Raw genomic sequence first — 19128 nt, 5'->3', positions numbered from 1 at the left:
TCGCGGGTTCGAGTCCCGTCCAGACCGCCATGCGGGTGTAGTTTAGTGGTAAAACCACAGCCTTCCAAGCTGTTGTCGCGAGTTCGATTCTCGTCACCCGCTTTAGCTTTTATTTTTTGGGGCCTATAGCTCAGCTGGTTAGAGCGCACGCCTGATAAGCGTGAGGTCGATGGTTCGAGTCCATTTAGGCCCATCAAAATGTAGTCATACATTTGGGGAAGTACTCAAGTGGCTGAAGAGGCGCCCCTGCTAAGGGTGTAGGTCGGGAAACCGGCGCGAGGGTTCAAATCCCTCCTTCTCCGTTTTTTTATTGGTCCGTTGGTCAAGTGGTTAAGACACCGCCCTTTCACGGCGGTAACACGGGTTCGAATCCCGTACGGATCATTTTTTACTTTTGGAGGATTACCCAAGTCCGGCTGAAGGGAACGGTCTTGAAAACCGTCAGGCGGGTAAAACCGTGCAAGGGTTCGAATCCCTTATCCTCCTTAACTGTCTCTTTTGTTGCGAGCAAAAGAATCACAGTCCTTTAATTACTGAAAAGTAATTACTTATCGCGGGATGGAGCAGTCTGGTAGCTCGTCGGGCTCATAACCCGAAGGTCGTAGGTTCAAATCCTGCTCCCGCAATCGCTTTGTTTAACGGCAAAGCAGCAATACAAAGCTTCTGGTTTGGTAGTTCAGTTGGTTAGAATGCCTGCCTGTCACGCAGGAGGTCGCGGGTTCGAGTCCCGTCCAGACCGTTGTTTTTGGCTCGGTAGCTCAGTTGGTAGAGCAATGGATTGAAGCTCCATGTGTCGGCAGTTCGATTCTGTCCCGCGCCATAGGAATGCGGGTGTAGTTTAGTGGTAAAACTACAGCCTTCCAAGCTGTTGTCGCGAGTTCGATTCTCGTCACCCGCTTTGCATTTTTTATTTGGGGCCTATAGCTCAGCTGGTTAGAGCGCACGCCTGATAAGCGTGAGGTCGATGGTTCGAGTCCATTTAGGCCCATTACATTTTCAAACTGGTCCGTTGGTCAAGCGGTTAAGACACCGCCCTTTCACGGCGGTAACACGGGTTCGAATCCCGTACGGATCATGCAAACACTCTTGAGAGTGTTTTTTTATTGCCCAAAAACGATCTTTTTATCATTTTCTCAAGCATGAGCAGTCAAAATTTGTTATAATCAGTCCGTTGCAAGTTCCCGAAAGGATTCGCAGCTGCGAAGATGCCTTGTAACCGAAACATATATTAGGGGGAATACAAAAATGACAGAGAAACACTTATTTACATCAGAGTCCGTTTCAGAAGGACACCCAGACAAAGTAGCCGACCAAATCAGTGATGCCATCTTAGATGCGTTGCTTGCCGAAGATCCAATGGCACGGGTCGCTTGCGAAACGTCAGTTACCACCGGATTGGTTTTAGTCTTTGGAGAAATTTCTACTTCTGCTTATGTAGATATCCAAAAAGTCGTCCGAGAAACCATCAAAGAAATCGGCTATACACGAGCAAAATTCGGCTTTGACGGCGATACGGTTGCTGTTTTGGTAGCAATCGATGAGCAATCACCAGATATCGCTCAAGGCGTCGACGATGCTTTAGAAAGTCGTGGAGAAACGGATAAAGAAGATATCGGTGCCGGCGACCAAGGCTTGATGTTTGGTTTTGCCGTTGATGAAACACCTGAATTGATGCCTTTACCGATCGCGTTGAGCCATCGGCTGGTACGTTGCTTAGCAGAGTTGCGTAAAAACAACGAACTAAGTTACTTGCGTCCAGATGCAAAATCACAAGTAACCGTTGAATATGATGATAACGATCAACCACAAAGAGTGGACACCGTCGTTATTAGTACCCAGCATGATGATGCGGCTGATAATGAAACGATCCACCGTGATGTCATCGAAAAAGTGATCAAAGAAGTGATCCCTGCCGATCTTTTAGACGAGCAGACAAAATATTATATCAATCCTACTGGTCGTTTTGTGATCGGCGGTCCTCAAGGGGATGCCGGTTTGACTGGCAGAAAAATCATCGTTGATACTTATGGCGGCTATGCACGTCATGGCGGCGGTGCGTTTTCTGGAAAAGATGCAACCAAAGTTGACCGTTCAGCCAGCTATGCGGCTCGCTACATTGCCAAAAACATCGTAGCAGCAAAGCTAGCCAAAAAAGTGGAAGTACAATTAGCCTATGCGATCGGTGTGGCACAGCCCGTTTCGATCAGCATCAACACTTTTGGTACAGGAACCGTCAGCAACGAGCGCTTGATCCAAGCGGTACGGGAAAACTTTGATTTGCGACCAGCAGGAATTATTGAAATGTTAGATTTGCGCCGTCCGATTTATCGTCAGACTGCCGCTTACGGACATTTCGGTCGTACAGATATCGATTTGCCATGGGAACGCACCGACAAGGTGGCGGCACTTTTGGCAAGTGTGAAGGATTAAAAGAGGCGACCTCTATTGGTGACTATCAATAGAGGTTCTTTTTTTTGGAGTAAAAGGAGGAGTTATATGCGAACCAATGTAAAATTAGTCACCATTGCGGTTTTTGTCGCAACGTTTATGACCGCGATCGAAGGAACGATCATTACGACAGCGATGCCTACCATCGTTAGTTCATTGAAAGGGATCGAGATCATGAACTGGGTCTTCTCGATCTATCTTTTGACCAGTGCGATGTTGACCCCGATCTACGGCAAGTTTGCCGATAATATCGGCCGCAAACCAGTCTTTTTATTTGGGACGTTGCTGTTTATTATCGGGTCGGCGTTTTGTGGGATGGCCAACACGATGTTGACGTTGATCATTGCCAGAGCGTTGCAAGGATTAGGCGCAGGTGCCATGATGCCCGTTGCCCTAACGATCATTGCGGACCTGTATCCCGTTGAAAAGCGGGCGAAAGTCTTAGGGCTCAATAGTACGGCTTGGGGGATCGCCAGTGTCGTTGGTCCCTTAGCCGGTGGCTTGATCGTAGATACGATCGGGTGGCATTGGATCTTTTTTATCAACGTACCCATTGGATTAGGGCTGATTGCCTTGATTTGGTTTTATTTTCATGAAGAAAAAAAGGCCTTTGCTGCAGTCAACATTGATTATGCAGGCAGTCTCTTGTTGATGTTGACGCTAGTAGGGCTCCTGCTAGGCTTCCAGTTGCTGGGAGATTATGGTGTGAGTCTGCCTGTCCTCAGTCTGTTCGTTTTTTCTGTCCTTATGTCCATCGGCTTCGTTCGGGTGGAGAAAAAAGCAGCAGATCCGATTATTGATCTGAAGCTGTTTCACTCAAAATTATTTGTGGTGGTCAATATCGTAGCAGCTTTGGCTAGCGGCTTCTTGATGGGGATCGATGTTTATATCCCAATGTGGATGCAAGGAGTCTTAGGCATGAGTGCGGGGATTGGCGGGCTTGTGTTGGCACCGTTGTCGATTTTATGGATGATTGGCTCCTTCTTAGCCAGCCGTTGGTTGACACAGCACAGTGTCAGCTGGGTCTTGACGGTTAGCTTGTTGATCACGGCTACCGGTGCTTTGTGGCTGTTTTTGACACCGGCACAGACCTCATTCTGGTTGTTCTTGGTCATTTCTTCTATTACTGGCGTCGGGTTAGGGGCAACGATGGTGGTTTGTACGGTTACTGCCCAAACCAGCGTTGGCCCCACACAAGTCGGCGTGGCGACTTCTTTTAATACTCTGTTGCGAACGATCGGGCAAACCATCATGGTAGCGGTCTTCGGTATCGTTTTAAACACCAGTAATAGCGTAGGCTTAGCACAGGCACAAGTCAATGACAGCAGTGTCATGAATCAGCTAGTAGATCCAGCCGCTGCGCGCCAGCTGCCAACCGCATTATTAGGGCAATTACGGGAGATTCTTTATAGCGGTCTACACTGGGTTTTTGGGATCGGTGTTTTACTTATTGTGCTAGCGATTGGTTTGACCCGCACGATTTCGCGAGAATCTGGTACAATATAAAAAAAGGATCGCAGGTGATTGTATGGCTTTTTTACAAGCAAATATCTATTCAAATGTTCTTGAAATGGAGGTAATGATCGATGTGATCTTGCCTCAAAGTACCAAGAAAAAAATCGGCACGCAAAGCCAATCAACGGGCATAGATCTCCCGGTGCTTTATTTATTGCATGGGATGAACGGAAATCATAGTGTCTGGCAGCGACGGACGTCGATCGAGCGGTATGCCGCAGAGTATCAACTAGCGGTCATCATGCCGTCTACTGATCTGGGGTGGTATACCGATACGACCTATGAGATGAAGTATTGGACTTTTATCGCCGAAGAATTACCACAGATTTGCCATGAGCTGTTTCCTCAGCTGACGCAAAAACGAGAAAAAACTTTTGCGGCTGGGCTTTCGATGGGGGGCTATGGGGCAGTAAAACTCGGGCTGAGAAAGCCTGACCAGTTTGCGGCGGTAGCGTCTTTGTCTGGGGCATTAGCGCTGGCTGAAAGCATGGATTCCTTGCTGCAGCTGCGAAGCCAAGCTTATTGGGAAGGAATTTTTGGACCATTAGAGCAATTCAAAGGGTCAGAAAATGATTTGATCCATCTGATTGAGACCATCGATCCAAGCACCGCGCCGCGCTTTTTTATTAGCTGCGGAACCGAGGATCAGCTGTATCCGGCAAGTGAATATGCGGTGGATAAGCTGCAAAAACGCAAACTAGCCGTAACGTTTGAATCGGGAACTGGCGATCATGATTGGAATTTCTGGGATCAATGGATCCAACGAGTCCTGCAATGGCTTTTTAGTGAATAAAAAAACCATCAGTCGATCGACACCTTAACGTGCCGAGGACTGATGGTTTTTTCGTTCGATACAAAATAAGATCGGCGGGTGGTTGCGCTGATTGATAAATTGATAGGAAAGGACATTGAATGCCTCTTGCGGCAGCTGCTGACAAAAGGAGTGTACTTCTTTCAGCTCTGCTTCGCCGCCAGCGTGTCCATAATAGCAGACGAGGATGATTCTACCTTTCGGGGCTAAACGTGTCAGTAAAGCTTCTAAAGCCGTTTTCGTTGTATCAGGCAGCGTGATGATCGCTTTGTCCCCTTTCGGCAAGTAGCCTAAATTGAAAATGGCGGCGTGAACCGGACCACTCACAACATCTGCCAACGTCTCATGGCCTTGATGGATCAGCTGGACTTGCGCCAACAGCTCTTTTTCAGCCAACCGCTTTTTGGTAGCTTGCAGGGCTTGTTCTTGAATATCAAACGCAAACACCTGACCAGTTGGGCCAACTAAGGAGGCCAGTAATTCCGTGTCGAAGCCGTTGCCCATCGTGGCATCAACAGCGGTTTGTCCCGGTTGCAGAACTTCTTTTAAAAGGGTGTGGCTATAGCGCATGGCGGTCGGCAGCATTGACAGGCTCCTTTCGCACGTTGAATTTCCCTTGATAGGAGTTGCGGCGCAGCATTTCTTGATCAATCTCATTCAAGACTTCCCATTTTTTCAAACTCCACATTGGACCTACCAGAGAATCCCATGGTGCATCGCCTGTCAAGCGATGAATGATGATCTCTGGGGGGATCATTTCTAACTGATCGCAGATCAATGACACATAGGTATCGCGCCGCATCAATTGCAAACGTCCCTCATGATAATCCCGCAGCATCCGAGTATTGCGCATCAAATGCAGCAAGTGCAGTTTGATGCCTTGGATATCAGAATCTTGAATGGTGCGGCGGACGTTTTCTTGCATCATCTCGATCGTCTCGCCTGGCAGGCCATTGATCAAATGGGTACAGACACGAATATTGTGTTTGCGCAGGCTGGCGACGCCGTCTAAGTAAGTTTGATAATCATGGGCGCGGTTGATGGCATTGCTCGTGGTTTCAAACGTCGTTTGCAGTCCTAATTCGACCCATAAATAAAAGCGTTGATTGAGCTCTGCTAGATAGTCAACGACATCTTCTGGTAAGCAGTCTGGTCGGGTCCCAATGGAGATTCCGACAACACCAGGGAGTGTCAGCACTTGCTCGAAGCGCTCGCGGATCACTGCCACCGGTGCGTGGGTGTTCGTAAAATTTTGAAAATAGACAATGTATTTGTCCACTTGCGGCCACTTTTTGTGCATCATGGCGATCTCTTTTTCAAACTGCTCTGGCAGTGGGGCTTCAGGAGCTACGATCATATCGCCAGAACCGGACACACTGCAAAATGTACAGCCGCCTTTGGCAACGGTGCCGTCACGATTGGGGCAGTCGAAGCCCGCATCGATGGGGACTTTAAAGATTTTTTCGCCAAATTCTTGCCGCAAAGCAAAGTTCCACGAATGGTATCGTTTGTTTTTATCTTCTGCATAAGGAAATGGATTCATTTTTTTACCTTCTTTTATAATTGTTTACGCGTGAAGCGCCAGACAAAGCGTTTTTGCAAGTAGTACGGATAGGTCAACAGCAGCCAAGACAGGCCGACACAAAAACCGCCTAACACATCACTGGGAAAATGCACACCAACATAAATACGGCTGATGCCGATGCAGCCAATCAAAAGGCCCAGCAGGAGGCGGATGCCCCATTGCCAAAAAGGCTGCTTGAAGAAAACCGGGACCAAGAAGAGCAAGGTGCCATAAAAAATCATACTGCCTGTCGAGTGTCCACTGGGGAAACTGAAACTTGATTCCGTGACTAAGTGTTCAAGAGTTGGGCGCTCCCGTAAAAAGACCAGTTTGATCAATGGATTAAAGAGCCCAGCAATCCCGATGGTACCAATACTGAGCCATAGAGCTTCAGCATAATACTTGTTGATCACTAAGACAGCTAAAACAGCGAGAAAGAGCAGGATGATCGTGGTAGGATTCGCAAATTTTGTGACCCATAGAAAAAACGGTGTCCAAAACGGGTAGCCGCTGCGGATGATGCGAGTCAAGGTTTCGTCAAAGGAGACCAACCAAGTAGGGTAAAATTTCACGACATAGCCGAGAAAAACGAACTGCAGTAAAAAGCAACTGCCCGCAAATTGAAAATAAAGTTTTTTATGCATGAATAAGCCTCGTTTCTAGAGAATTTCTGTCAATTATTGTCATTAAGTCAAAGAGACATCTAGAAGGTATTATAGCATTTATCACAAGTCGGAAAAAGCGCGGAACGAGCAGGGGGTTACTCGTCTGAGCAAGCGATACGTTTATCGGGAGCAGGCCAATTGCTTCATTGCAATAAATGTTCGTTTGATTACAAAGAGTTTACAGTTTCTGAAATCGGCTCAAATACCTTTTATAAATTCTTAAGAAATTGTATACTAAACCTACGTTCACTATAAGGAAAAAACGGAGGAATAACGGACATGAACACGAGTCAATCAAGAAAAGTACATCGTCAAGCAGACCAATCGGGCGATAAGTATCGAGTGATCAAAAAAAGTGCAGTTGTTTTAGGAACAACACTGACTGCTTGCTCTGTTGTAGCTCCATTGGTGTCATCGGTTCAAGCAGAAGCCGTAGAGACCTCGATCGCCCAAGTTTCTACTAGCAATTTTGCCGCGCCGAATACTTCCGCGTTTATTGCTGAAATCGCTACGTACGCCCAACCTGTGGCAAACGCCAACGATCTATATGCTTCTGTGATGATCGCACAAGCCATTTTAGAAAGTGGTTGGGGCCGAAGCAGCTTATCAAAAGCACCGAATTACAATCTTTTCGGAATCAAAGGCAGCTATAACGGTCAAACCGTTTATATGAGTACCTTAGAATATTTGAACAACCAATGGTTGACTATGAATGAACCCTTTAAGCGCTACCCATCTTACACGCAATCATTCGAAGATAACGCACGTACTTTACGCTCAACTTCTTTACAAAGCGGTGTCGCGTATTATTCTGGCGCTTGGAAAAGCAATACGACTTCATATCTTGATGCAACCGCATGGCTAGCAGGCCGTTATGCGACTGCACCAAACTATGCCTCTTCACTGAATGCCGTGATTCAGCAATTTGGGTTGACGAAATATGACACGCCAGCTTCTGGCAATGCCGGTGGTGGCGCCACAGCCAGTGCTTCAACGAGTACGACGACCACGACATCAGCTGTCAGCACGAGTGGCAGTCAAACCTATACAGTCGCTTCAGGCGACTCGGTCTGGTCGATCGCCAACAAACATGGCATCTCCATGGATCAGCTGCGCAGTTTGAACAATATTAAAAACGATTTTGTTTATCCAGGACAAACCTTGAAAGTCAACGGCAGCGCCCAAAGTACTTCAGCAACTTCAACGGTATCGATCGTCAATCGCAATGCTTCAGCAACTACATCAGGCAATACCTACACCGTAGTTTCTGGCGATTCCGTTTGGTCGATCGCCAATAAGCATGGCATTTCGATGGATCTGTTCCGCAGTTTGAACAACATCAAAAATGATTTTGTCTATCCAGGGCAAAAAGTTGTCGTTAGCGGTGGTTCGTCTACGAATACCAGCAGTACGACGACCGTCAGCACGGCATCAACGGCTAGCCAAAGCAGTGGCGGCACCTACACGGTGGCAGCTGGCGATTCAGTCTGGTCGATCGCTAACAAGCATGGCATCTCGATGGATCAGTTCCGCAGCTTGAACAATATTAAAAACGACTATGTTTATCCAGGTCAAAAGGTGGTTGTCAGCGGTAGTTCTACCCGTACAAGTACAACGACGAGCACGACCGTCAGCAGCCAAACCAGCAGCAGTGCTGCAGGCAACACCTATACGGTGGCTTCTGGTGATTCAGTCTGGTCAGTTGCCAATAAACACGGGATTTCGATGGACCAATTCCGCAGCTGGAACAACATCAAAAATGATTTTATCTATCCAGGACAAAAGGTGGTCATCAAGCAAGGCGGCACGGCAGCTACTACCAGCACTTCAGCGACAAATGGTACGTACAAGGTCGCATCGGGGGATTCTGTTTGGGGGATCGCAGATAAGTTCGGCATCACGACGGATCAATTTATCCAATGGAACAATATTCAAAATAACTTTATTTACCCAGGACAAACAGTTAGGGTAAAATAGATTGCTATTCCTAATGATTTTTGTTAGGATAAGTGCAAAGAAACTTTCACGTTTGAGAAGGAATAGTAGAAGTACGGTGGGACTTTTAGAGAGTGCATGGTTGGTGGAAATGCACAGCACACCTTTCGAACTCGTCTTCGAGTGATATCTGACTGAACCTGATTTGGCTAGGCAGATACGGCGATGGCCGTTAAAACATCGAGGTCTGCTTTTTTGAGGAGCAGATAAACTTAGGTGGTACCACGTTGATAACGTCCTATAAAAATCATAGCGATTTTTATAGGACTTTTTTTAAGTTTTGCTGGTTGATTTGACGAGCAAAACACCAATTTTTTAGGAGGAGTCCATCGTGAATTACAATCACAAAGAAATCGAAAAAAAATGGCAAAAATATTGGGCAAAGAAAAATGAATTCAACACCCATGATGAGCCGGACAAACCAAAATTTTATGCGCTAGATATGTTCCCATATCCATCTGGACAAGGATTACATGTCGGACATCCAGAAGGCTATACAGCTACGGATATCTTGAGCCGCTTCAAACGCAGCCAAGGGTACAATGTACTGCACCCAATGGGCTGGGATGCCTTTGGTCTGCCTGCCGAACAATATGCACTAGACACTGGAAATGATCCAGCGGAATTCACGAAGAAAAATATTGAGACCTTCCGCCGTCAAATCAATGCGCTAGGATTCAGCTATGACTGGAATCGTGAAATCAATACGACAGATCCCGAGTACTACAAGTGGACGCAATGGATCTTTACCAAGCTTTATGAAAAAGGGTTAGCTTATGAAGCCGAAGTTCCAGTAAACTGGGTACCAGAGCTTGGGACCGTGATCGCCAATGAAGAAGTCATTGACGGCAAAAGCGAACGGGGCGGCTACGATGTGATCCGCAAACCGATGCGCCAATGGATGCTGAAAATCACAGCGTATGCTGATCGTTTGTTGGACGATTTAGAAGAAGTTGATTGGCCAGAAAGCATCAAAGAAATGCAGCGCAATTGGATCGGACGTTCGGTCGGAGCCAACGTAACGTTTAAAGTGGCAGGGATGGAAAAAGACTTTACCGTCTTTACGACTCGCCCAGATACCTTGTTTGGTGCGACCTACGCCGTATTGGCACCAGAACATGAGCTAGTGGCCCAAATCACTACACCAGAACAAAAAGCAGCCATTGATGCCTATGTAGAAGAAGCGTCGAAAAAATCTGATTTGAACCGAACAGATTTGGCCAAAGAAAAAACTGGTGTCTTCACAGGTGCCTATGCCATCAATCCCGTGAATGGTAAAGAGATCCCGATTTGGATCGCCGATTATGTTTTGGCTTCTTATGGAACAGGTGCGATCATGGCGGTTCCTGCCCATGACGAACGTGACCACGAATTTGCCAAAACATTTGGCTTAGAGATCATTCCTGTATTGGCAGGGGGCAACGTGGAAGAAGCTGCCTATACCGAAGATGGACTGCATATCAATTCAGACTTTTTGGATGGGCTAGACAAAGAGACAGCCATCGAAAAAATGGTCGCATGGTTGGAAGAAAACCACGTTGGGAAAAAAGAAGTCAGCTATCGTCTTCGCGATTGGTTGTTCTCTCGCCAACGGTATTGGGGAGAGCCAATCCCAATCATCCATTGGGAAGATGGGACGACTACGACGCTTCCTGAAGATCAGCTGCCGTTGCGTTTGCCAAAAACCGACAATATCAAACCAAGCGGTACTGGTGAATCGCCATTAGCCAATGTCACAGATTGGGTCAATGTCACCGACCCTGAAACTGGGAAAAAAGGACGTCGTGAAACCAATACGATGCCGCAATGGGCTGGAAGCTCCTGGTATTTCTTGCGCTTTATCGATCCTCATAATAAGTCTGTTTTGGCAGACTACGACAAATTGCAACGCTGGATGCCAGTCGATATTTATATCGGTGGCGCAGAGCACGCTGTCTTGCACTTGCTTTATGCTCGCTTCTGGCATAAATTCTTGTATGATATCGGTGTCGTGCCAACGAAAGAACCATTTGAAAAATTGTTCAACCAAGGGATGATCCTTGGGGAAAACAATGAAAAAATGTCAAAATCCCGCGGCAACGTCGTCAATCCAGATGATGTCATCAATCAATACGGTGCGGATACTTTGCGTCTATATGAAATGTTTATGGGACCATTGGATGCATCGATCGCTTGGAATGAGAATGGCCTTGAAGGCAGTCGTAAATTCTTGGATCGTGTGTGGCGCTTGATCGTCGATGAAAATGGCAAAATGCGTGACCGCATCACGACATTCAACGATGGCAAATTGTCGAAAGTTTACCATCAAACCGTTAAGAAAGTGACGGAAGATTTTGAGCAGCTGCACTTCAATACGGCGATTTCCCAATTGATGGTCTTTGTCAATGAAGCGTACAAAGCCGATGCCTTGCCTTACGAATATGTCGAAGGATTTGTGCAGCTATTGGCTCCGATCGCACCGCATATCGGGGAAGAGCTATGGTCGATCCTCGGGAATGACAATGGGATCTCTTATGTGCCATGGCCAACCTATGACGAAAGTGCCCTAGTAGAAGACGAGATCGAAGTCGTCTTTCAAGTCAACGGCAAAGTTCGGGCTAAAGCAATGGTGCCAGCGGATGCCGAAAAAGCAGTGCTTGAACAATTGGCGCAAGAAAACGAACTTGTCCAAGAACAGCTCCAAGGAAAAACGATCCGTAAAGTGATCGTCGTACCGAACAAATTGGTCAATATCGTTGCAAACTAAACGCTAAAAAATAGCTGCCTAGCAGATCGAGGGTCTGTTAGGCAGCTTTTTGGTGACGACAAAGAAAAAAAGTGTTACTGAGTAGTTCTCAGCAACACTTTTTTGTTATTTTTTGCGAATGATCCCATAGAACAAAGCGGCTGTTGCGACCAATGGAATCAAGATCACTAGTAGAAAGCCGTTTGGATACGTAGCGCGAGTGAAAATTTCTGATGAAGCATCACTTCCGCCAAATAGATGATTGGAAATCATGAACTGAGCCATCATAGCAACGATTGCGACAAAACCAATTGCAGCACCAGTACCGACGAAAATTTTTTTCTTTGCGTTGTTCATTACATTTGCCCCTTTTATAGTCTCTATGTATCATTATACAAAATTTGGATGCGTGTTCAATCTGATTTTGTCAAATAATTGATTCGTAATACACTTGAAATGTTTCTGACATATTTAAGCACCAGAAGAGTAAAAATTCCCCTGTAGACCGATCATATTATTCGCTGATCCTCACGGACTCTCGTATAATAAAGTAAGAGAAAAGAAAGAGGGGACTTACATGGAGTATCAATCATTTGAAGGCCAGTCGGCTTTTTTTGAAGATTATGCACGGATTGCCAAACCTGGCTATGAGGAAGAGGCAGTCACTGCCGATGTCTTGGAACAGTTGAATCAACAATTAACAGAAGAAGAGCTGTTTTACCGTTTAGCAGCCGAAGATGCCAAAGAAGGGCAAGTCTTTTTGTTTCCTTTCAGCAAACGAATGTTTACCGAAGACCTTGACGCCGCCATTTCAACAGAATTCCGTTATGATGGCGCACCCTATGTCTATGAGACTTACGAAGACGAACAACCTTAGTCACGCAGAAAAAAAGCTTTCAGATGATCTGTTAAATCATCTGAAAGTTTTTTTGTTGAGGCAACTTGTTGCTATTGGTGTTTGGCTTGCTGCTGCGCTAAGGTCAAGTCACCGATGTAAGGGACTTTTTTTCCAGCGACTTTCAAGTATTGTTCGGCGCCTTTGCCCGCAATAATCACGATATCCTTACTGTCTGCTTCAGCAATCGCTGATTTGACGGCTTGAGCCCGATCCATCTCATGAATGATGGCAACTTCAGGATTGGTGATCGCAGCTGCGATTTCTTTTGCGATTGAGGATGCTTCTTCAAAATCAGGATCATCGCTGGTCAGGTAGACTTTGTCCGCATATTCTCCTAGCGCTCGTCCCATATCTGCTCGGCGAGATTGGGCTTTGCCGCCAGCACTGCCAGTGACAAAAAGCAGGCGGCCTTCTGGGCGCAATTGGCGGGCAAGTTCACTTAATGATTGGAAGCTAAGGTAATTGTGGGCATAGTCAACGATCATGACTGCGCCATTTTCTTTTTCTAAAACGATCATTCGTCCAGGGATGATCACTGTCGGCAGGACTTTCTGAGCGTCCTCACGAGAGGCACCCGCTAAGCAGGCAGCTAAAATCGCCGCTGCGGCGTTCTCATGGTTGAAAGAACCTAAGATCCCCAGTTGATATTCACCAGAGACTTGCAAGACATCAGAAGCAGCTGACAGCGCAAAGCCTTTTAGATCTGTCCCTTCTTGGACGACATAATCGGCGTCTGAACGTCCGTAGGTGATATAAGGAACTTGATGGACTTCACAAGTTTCTCGCAGCAAGTGGTAGTGATCGCTTTGGCGATTCAAAATCATCTGTTTGCTGTTGCGGATCAGTTCCCGTTTGCAGTAAAGGTAATCATCATAAGTTGGATGTTCCACTGGTCCAATGTGATCAGGCGAAATATTCAAGAACGCGCCAATATCAAAGGTAATACCGGCGACCCGTTTGGTTTTATAGGCTTGGGAAGAAACCTCCATCACAAGATGAGTCATGCCGTTTGCGACAGCCTCGGCCATCATCTTATAAAGATCCAGTGTTTCGGGGGTCGTCAACACTGCTTCATTAAAGGTTTTTCCGTCGACTGAGTTTTCCTCAGATGAAAAGAATGCTACTTTTTGACCCGTCGATTCTGCTAAAATCGCCCGAGCAAAATAGGCGCAGCTGGTTTTGCCTTTTGTTCCCGTGATGCCGATGGTCACCAACTGTTCTTGCGGGTTGCCATAAAACGCTTGAGCGATCACTGCCATCGTTTCTCGAATGTCGGTGACGATGATTCCATAAGTTGCAAAGTTGTCATAGGGCGTTTCTGAAATGTAGCACTGAATCCCTTGGTCAATGGCGGCAGCCAGGTAGCTTTCTTTAAAAGAAGCCCCTTTACAGAAAAAAAGCGTCGCCGCATCGGCTGTTCGCGAGTCGTAGCTTAATGAGGTAAAGGCAAGATCAGTCATTTCTTGCGGCACGGTATAAACCCAATCAGTGGGGGTGATGATTTCTTTCAATAGGTTTTCCTGCAATAAGAGCTTGCGGATCTGTGGCACGGTAATGAGTTCCTTTTGCATCGTTGTTCTCCTTCATTCCTCTAAAGATTTCTCTTATTATAGCATAACTCCTAAAAACCGCCGTTTGGGAGGGAAAAGTTTTCTTTTTTTTCTCCTTATTTTGAAGAAACTTTAAGATGTTGCAAAAATAGATTGCGACCAACCCTTTTTCGAATTAAAATGGAAGGGATATGTTTGTAGAAAGTTGGAGATAATGGCGATGGATAATCACATGCGTTCAGTGTCAAAAGAATTAACTACACAAGAAAAAATGGCTCAAGGATCTGCTTGGATGACGATGGGAAATATCGGCTCACGCTTGCTTGGCGCCATTTACATTTTACCCTGGTATTATTGGATGGGCGCAAATGCGGATAAAGCAAATGCGTTATTTGGAATGGGCTATAATGTTTACGCCTTATTTTTAATGATCTCCACTGCGGGGATCCCATCGGCAATTGCCAAACAGATTTCTTTTTATAATTCTCGCCAAGAATACCGCACGAGCCAGAAGCTCTTTTTAAGAGCCTTCCAATTGATGGCAGGCTTTGGCGTGGTGACCGCCGGCATCATGTATTTGGCAGCCCCATGGTTGGCAACGGCTTCAGGTGGCGGGGAAGAATTGATTCCTGCAATGCGCTCATTGAGCATTGCACTATTGGTCTTTCCTTGTATGAGTGTCATGCGAGGGTATTTCCAAGGAAACCAAGACATGAAACCTTTTGCGATCTCGCAAGTGGTGGAACAAATTGCACGTGTCTGTTATATGCTTTTGGCGACCTTTATCATTATGCGGGTCATCGAAGGCGAGTACACGGCAGCCGTGACGCAATCGACTTTTGCCGCCTTTATCGGTGTCTTAGCCAGTATTTTGGTTTTAGGCTATTACTTCCAAAAGCAACGGGTGCGGATGGATGTCTTAGTCGATATGAGCAAAGAAGAAACCGTGCTGCAAACCAAAGAATTGGTTTTAGCGACCATCAAAGAAGCGATCCCTTTTATTATCGTTGGTTCTGGGATCACGATTTTAAAATTGGTGGATCAGTACACCTTTGTTCGAATGATGAGCAGTTTTACCGAATTTTCAAATGATCAGCTCTTAGAATTAATGGCGATTTTCGGTAGCAATCCTGATAAGTTGACGATGGTGGTTATCGGATTAGCTACTTCCATGGCTTCAACGGGCCTGCCTTTGATCAGTGAAGCAGTCGCCAAAAAAGACAAAAAGAACTTAGCCAAATTGATCAGCAACAACTTGCAATTGTATTCCTTTGTAATGTTTCCAGCGACCTTTGGGATGATCGTACTGTCTTATCCCCTATACACCTTGTTTTATCGTCCAGATGCGTTAGGGGCGAGCGTCTTAGTCGCTGCCTGTCTGTCTGGTCTGGTCTTGGGCTTGTTTATGCTTAGTTCGAGTATGCTGCAAGGGATGTACCACAACAAAGAAGCGGTTGTTTTCTTCTTTGTAGGATTACTGGTGAAAGTGATCTTGCAGTATCCAGCGATTCGTTTGTTCCAAGTCTACGGTCCATTGGTTTCTACCACGATTGCCTTAGGGATCGTCTGCTGGTTAAATATTCGCAAAATGATTCGCAAAGGCCATTTCAATGTAAACTTAACGTTGCGACGGACATTATTGATTGGCGCGATGACGATCATTATGGTGATCGCAGCGTTGATCGCTCGCCAACTCTTTGGGCTTGTCTTGAGCTCTGAAAGAAAAGTCCAAGCCTTTATCTTGAGCTTGCTAGTAGCTGGAGTCGGCGGCAGTGTATACATCTACATTGCGCTGAAATTGCGTTTAGCTGAAAAATTACTCGGCTCATCAATGGTTCGTTTACGCCAGAAATTACACATCAAATAAAACTAGAAGCAGCCGCTGAGCCTCCTTTGTGAGACCTTGGCGGCTGTTTTATATGAAAGGAAGAAACCGATGCGTTTAGACAAATTTTTAGCGGATATGGGCTATGGCTCCCGCAAAGAAGTGAAACAGTTGATCAAAAAAGGTCTCGTGACCGTCAATGGACAAGTCATCAAAAGTGACAAAGCACAAGTACAAGAAACACAAGATACCGTTTGTTTTGAGGGGGAACCCATTGTTTATCAAAGCCAGTTTTATTATTTGCTGAATAAACCCGCCGGCGTGATTTCGGCAACCGTCGATTCCTATGAAGAGACGGTCTTAGATTTGTTTTCTGAAGAAGCATTTCGCGAAGATCTGTTTCCAGTAGGACGGTTGGATAAAGACACCGAAGGCTTTTTGCTGATTACGAACGATGGCGGATTGGCGCATCAATTATTGTCGCCTAAAAAGCATGTGGAAAAAGAATATTATGCCCAAGTTGAGGGAATCATGACAGCGGAGGATCAAAAAATCTTTGCCAAAGGCATCAAATTAGACGGCGAGTGGACTTTGCCGGCTGAGCTGCAGATCCTCAACGTCGATGAAGACGAAATGCGCAGCGAGATCAAACTGATCCTCCATGAAGGCAAGTTTCATCAAGTCAAACGGATGGTCCATGCAGTAGGAAAAGAAGTCGTTTATTTGAAACGGATTCGCATGGGAGGCCTGTCCTTGCCAGATGATTTGGCATTAGGCGAGTATCGGGAATTAACGTCTGAGGAATTGGCGAAGCTGCAAGAGCGAGGATAAGGCGATTGGCGAGCTAAAGAAATTCTTATAAAAGTTGTTATTCTGCTGCAATATTTGTAAAAAAAGCCCGTTTTATAGGTAATTTACATGAAAATTTGCAACAATAGACTTTAAACTGTTGGAAAAACCCTCTTTTTTTTCATGAATAAGCATGTTAAAGTAGCCAAGCTACTAAAAAAAAGAAGGAGTTGCCTCATTGAAGAAAAAGATTTTTTTATTGCTCGCCCTTACGTTGCCGCTTTTCCAGCCAGCTGTCAGTTATGCTGCTGAAACGAAGAGCACCGAGGAACTGACGGTTTTGACTGCAGAACTTGCCACGTATGAAGAGGAAGTCACCACTAGCCAACAGAAAGTCACAGCGCTGGAAAGTCAATTAGCGGATTATCAGGAAGAATTAACCCAATTAGCACAAGAAAGCCAGGAAGTTCAAACGCAGATCGCTGCTCTGAATGACCAAAAAGCCCAGCATCAAGAAAGCCAAGCGCCAAGCAGCCTGGTAGTCGACGGACCACAAGCCACGATCCAACAACTACGCAAGTTTAGTGAACAACAAGCGGCTTTACGGGAAGTGAACCAACAATTGGCGGAAAAAGAAGCCCAACAGCAACGAATCACTTCGTACCAAACCTTGACGCAAGCCCAATTAGTACATAGTAAAGAGCAACTAGCAACAGCAAAAGAAGAATTGCAGAGCCAACAAGAGCAGCTGCAGCAAACGCAAGCGCAAGTACAAGACTTGCAAGAAAAAGTGGACAAAGAAGCAAAAGCCGCTGAAGAAGCAAAACAAAAAGCCAAAGAAGCAGCAGAGAAAGCAGCAGCCAGTGAATTTTCACTGCCAATCACGGGCGCCGTGTCGATCTCCAGCGGTTTTGGTACTCGAGCTGACCCAACTGGTTTTTCTGGGACGCAGCATGATGGGATCGACTTTACAGGTCAAGCGGGGGAGAAGATCGTCGCCGCTCGTGATGGTCAGGTAGAAGATGCTGGTTATGGTCCAAGCACGGGGAATTACGTGATTTTGGCTCATGATAACGGATTTTACTCGTATTATTTTCACTTAACAGCTATCAGTGTCTCGAAGGGGGCAACCGTTGCAGTCGGCGAGCAAGTCGGTACGATGGGGACGACTGGAAACTCGACTGGCGTCCATTTGCACTTTGGATTGAGTAAGACGTTGTGGTCAGATTTCGTTGATCCAGCAGCTTACTTACCGCTATAAGCCGAAGCACCGAGTAGAAACATTGAAAAAAACATCTGAAACCAAAAAGCATGACTGACAAGAGGGGTTCCTCAAGTCGTCATGCTTTTTTTGTTTACCACAAGCCCGGTTGAGCGATGATCACTAACTGTTCTTTGGTAAAGGGATGCTCCAGATGCAATTCATAGCCATGCAGCAGCAAACGCGGCGCTGGTTTGTTTTGGTAAAGCGGGTCACCGACGACTGGATGACCGATACTGGCAAGGTGGACGCGAATTTGGTGGGTCCTCCCCGTATCTAACACACAATACACATCGGTCGTCTTTTGTTGGGTGTGGGCGATGGTTACATGGGTGACGGCTGACTGACCGTTGCGGGGGTCAATGATCCGCTTGCGACGATCGTGACGGTCACGACCGATTTTTTTGGCGATCGTTTGATCTTGCGTAAGTTTGCCCCAAACTCTGGCTTGATAGCGGCGGAAAATCTGTTTGTTTTCCAACATTCGACCCAAGATCGGCAACACCAAAGGATTTTTTGCGAATAAAACGACACCGCTGGTTTCTTTGTCTAGACGATGGACCACATAAGGCTGCTGCTGTTTCGGCGCAAGGTAAGCAGCTGCATCATTCAATAGGGTATCTGCTTCTAATGGCTGATTGGGGTGCGTCTTGACCCCCGCAGGCTTGTTCAGCACCAATAAGTGCTCATCTTCAAAAAGTACGTCGACTTTGTCTGCTTGGCCTAACTGGATCGGCTGATAGCTGTAATCACTGTCTTCAATGATCAAAGTGATTTGATCGCCGCCACGAACTTCTTGATGAAACATCGCGGGCTGCTGATTGACGATTACATTTTTCCGTGTGCGCAGAAAATGGCGCACTTTTCGTGGGACGAGCCACTCCCGTTCTAACAAATCGCGAAGCGGCATGGGCGGGTGATTTTTGGGTAAAGTCATGGTGTATTCCATAAAAACGTCCTTTCTTTGCTGTTCGCTACCGACTATTATAGCATCTTTAAGCTTTTCTTATAAAAAAAACAATAAAAAACAGAGCATTCAATGCTAGAATAATAAAGCATTCTTTTCGAATGAAATTACGTCT

General features: G+C 46.1%; 15 protein-coding genes, 12 tRNA genes, 1 riboswitch and 1 other annotated feature (1 of these 29 running past the window's edge). Of the genes, 21 read left to right on the top strand and 6 right to left on the bottom strand.

Annotated features, from left to right (window positions below):
* The 15 genes from IGI76_RS15335 to IGI76_RS15265 form a co-directional block, all read left to right on the top strand.
* Positions 1-30 (top strand) — tRNA-Asp (locus IGI76_RS15335); it begins 47 nt to the left of the window's first position.
* A 1-nt stretch (position 31) separates the two neighbouring features.
* A tRNA-Gly gene (locus IGI76_RS15330) sits at positions 32-102 on the top strand.
* Between the two features lie 17 nt (positions 103-119).
* Positions 120-193 (top strand) — tRNA-Ile (locus IGI76_RS15325).
* Between the two features lie 21 nt (positions 194-214).
* A tRNA-Ser gene (locus tag IGI76_RS15320) sits at positions 215-302 on the top strand.
* 10 nt (positions 303-312) lie between these two features.
* Positions 313-384 (top strand) — tRNA-Glu (locus tag IGI76_RS15315).
* 12 nt (positions 385-396) lie between these two features.
* Positions 397-486: transfer RNA gene (locus tag IGI76_RS15310), tRNA-Ser, on the top strand.
* A gap of 66 nt (positions 487-552) precedes the next feature.
* Positions 553-626, top strand: a tRNA-Met gene (locus IGI76_RS15305).
* A 39-nt stretch (positions 627-665) separates the two neighbouring features.
* A tRNA-Asp gene (locus tag IGI76_RS15300) sits at positions 666-739 on the top strand.
* Positions 740-747: 8 nt separating this feature from the next.
* Positions 748-820 (top strand) — tRNA-Phe (locus tag IGI76_RS15295).
* A 7-nt stretch (positions 821-827) separates the two neighbouring features.
* Positions 828-898, top strand: a tRNA-Gly gene (locus IGI76_RS15290).
* Positions 899-914: 16 nt separating this feature from the next.
* A tRNA-Ile gene (locus IGI76_RS15285) sits at positions 915-988 on the top strand.
* A 15-nt stretch (positions 989-1003) separates the two neighbouring features.
* Positions 1004-1075: transfer RNA gene (locus IGI76_RS15280), tRNA-Glu, on the top strand.
* A gap of 91 nt (positions 1076-1166) precedes the next feature.
* A riboswitch (SMK box riboswitch) is annotated at positions 1167-1248 on the top strand.
* Entirely contained in the window at positions 1246-2430 is a 1185-nt protein-coding gene (gene metK / locus IGI76_RS15275; RefSeq protein ID WP_333718803.1) for a methionine adenosyltransferase, read from the top strand. It overlaps the preceding riboswitch by 3 nt.
* Positions 2431-2496: 66 nt before the next feature.
* A complete protein-coding gene (locus IGI76_RS15270; RefSeq protein ID WP_333718802.1) occupies positions 2497-3954 on the top strand; it encodes an MDR family MFS transporter in 1458 nt (485 codons plus the stop codon).
* A 22-nt stretch (positions 3955-3976) separates the two neighbouring features.
* On the top strand, positions 3977-4756 hold the full coding sequence (locus IGI76_RS15265; protein ID WP_142964463.1) for an alpha/beta hydrolase: 780 nt from the start codon (positions 3977-3979) through the stop codon (positions 4754-4756).
* Positions 4757-4780: 24 nt separating this feature from the next.
* Here the strand turns inward: IGI76_RS15265 and IGI76_RS15260 are convergent, their stop codons facing one another.
* Genes IGI76_RS15260 through IGI76_RS15250 form a run of 3 tightly spaced genes read right to left on the bottom strand, consistent with a single transcriptional unit; the run spans position 4781 to position 6982 of the window.
* Positions 4781-5359, bottom strand: a complete 579-nt coding sequence (locus tag IGI76_RS15260; protein WP_181409220.1) for a tRNA (mnm(5)s(2)U34)-methyltransferase — start codon at positions 5357-5359, stop codon at positions 4781-4783.
* Positions 5334-6317: a TIGR01212 family radical SAM protein gene (locus IGI76_RS15255; protein WP_010749006.1), complete on the bottom strand. Its 984-nt coding sequence runs from the start codon at positions 6315-6317 to the stop codon at positions 5334-5336. Before IGI76_RS15255 ends, IGI76_RS15260 begins: the two co-directional genes overlap by 26 nt.
* Before the next feature lie 14 nt (positions 6318-6331).
* Entirely contained in the window at positions 6332-6982 is a 651-nt protein-coding gene (locus tag IGI76_RS15250) for a phosphatase PAP2 family protein (protein ID WP_333718801.1), read from the bottom strand.
* 300 nt (positions 6983-7282) lie between these two features.
* Here IGI76_RS15250 and IGI76_RS15245 point away from each other — a divergent pair, with 300 nt between their 5' ends.
* Together IGI76_RS15245 and leuS are read left to right on the top strand one after the other, a co-directional pair.
* On the top strand, positions 7283-8980 hold the full coding sequence (locus IGI76_RS15245) for a LysM peptidoglycan-binding domain-containing protein (protein ID WP_333718800.1): 1698 nt from the start codon (positions 7283-7285) through the stop codon (positions 8978-8980).
* Between the two features lie 42 nt (positions 8981-9022).
* Positions 9023-9242, top strand: a binding site (T-box leader).
* An 87-nt stretch (positions 9243-9329) separates the two neighbouring features.
* The gene (leuS, locus tag IGI76_RS15240; RefSeq protein WP_333718799.1) at positions 9330-11744 is read left to right on the top strand and encodes a leucine--tRNA ligase; all 2415 of its coding nucleotides are present in this window, start codon (positions 9330-9332) and stop codon (positions 11742-11744) included.
* 105 nt (positions 11745-11849) lie between these two features.
* Here leuS and IGI76_RS15235 read toward each other — a convergent pair whose 3' ends face one another.
* Positions 11850-12080: a hypothetical protein gene (locus IGI76_RS15235; RefSeq protein ID WP_005227680.1), complete on the bottom strand. Its 231-nt coding sequence runs from the start codon at positions 12078-12080 to the stop codon at positions 11850-11852.
* A 220-nt stretch (positions 12081-12300) separates the two neighbouring features.
* On the opposite strand from IGI76_RS15235, the gene IGI76_RS15230 reads away from it, so the two are divergent.
* A complete protein-coding gene (locus IGI76_RS15230; protein ID WP_005227682.1) occupies positions 12301-12600 on the top strand; it encodes a DUF5960 family protein in 300 nt (99 codons plus the stop codon).
* A 71-nt stretch (positions 12601-12671) separates the two neighbouring features.
* Here the strand turns inward: IGI76_RS15230 and murE are convergent, their stop codons facing one another.
* The gene (gene murE, locus IGI76_RS15225) at positions 12672-14192 is read right to left on the bottom strand and encodes a UDP-N-acetylmuramyl-tripeptide synthetase (protein ID WP_333718798.1); all 1521 of its coding nucleotides are present in this window, start codon (positions 14190-14192) and stop codon (positions 12672-12674) included.
* Between the two features lie 199 nt (positions 14193-14391).
* Here murE and IGI76_RS15220 point away from each other — a divergent pair, with 199 nt between their 5' ends.
* The 3 genes from IGI76_RS15220 to IGI76_RS15210 all read left to right on the top strand — a co-directional run bounded on the left by IGI76_RS15220 (position 14392) and on the right by IGI76_RS15210 (position 18046).
* Positions 14392-16038 carry a putative polysaccharide biosynthesis protein gene (locus tag IGI76_RS15220; protein ID WP_080650821.1) on the top strand — a complete coding sequence of 549 codons (1647 nt, stop codon included), beginning with the start codon at positions 14392-14394 and terminating at the stop codon, positions 16036-16038.
* Between the two features lie 69 nt (positions 16039-16107).
* On the top strand, positions 16108-16827 hold the full coding sequence (locus IGI76_RS15215) for a pseudouridine synthase (protein ID WP_074934655.1): 720 nt from the start codon (positions 16108-16110) through the stop codon (positions 16825-16827).
* Positions 16828-17023: 196 nt separating this feature from the next.
* Positions 17024-18046, top strand: a complete 1023-nt coding sequence (locus IGI76_RS15210) for a M23 family metallopeptidase (RefSeq protein ID WP_087628081.1) — start codon at positions 17024-17026, stop codon at positions 18044-18046.
* Positions 18047-18140: 94 nt separating this feature from the next.
* Here IGI76_RS15210 and IGI76_RS15205 read toward each other — a convergent pair whose 3' ends face one another.
* A complete protein-coding gene (locus IGI76_RS15205) occupies positions 18141-18995 on the bottom strand; it encodes an RluA family pseudouridine synthase (protein ID WP_201690454.1) in 855 nt (284 codons plus the stop codon).
* Positions 18996-19128: the final 133 nt, after the last annotated feature.

The sequence above is a fragment of the Enterococcus sp. DIV2449a genome (assembly GCF_051711225.1).
Lineage (GTDB): Bacteria > Bacillota > Bacilli > Lactobacillales > Enterococcaceae > Enterococcus_D > Enterococcus_D casseliflavus.
Note: the sequence above shows the minus strand (reverse complement) of the source record. Positions and strands in the feature narration are given on the sequence as shown.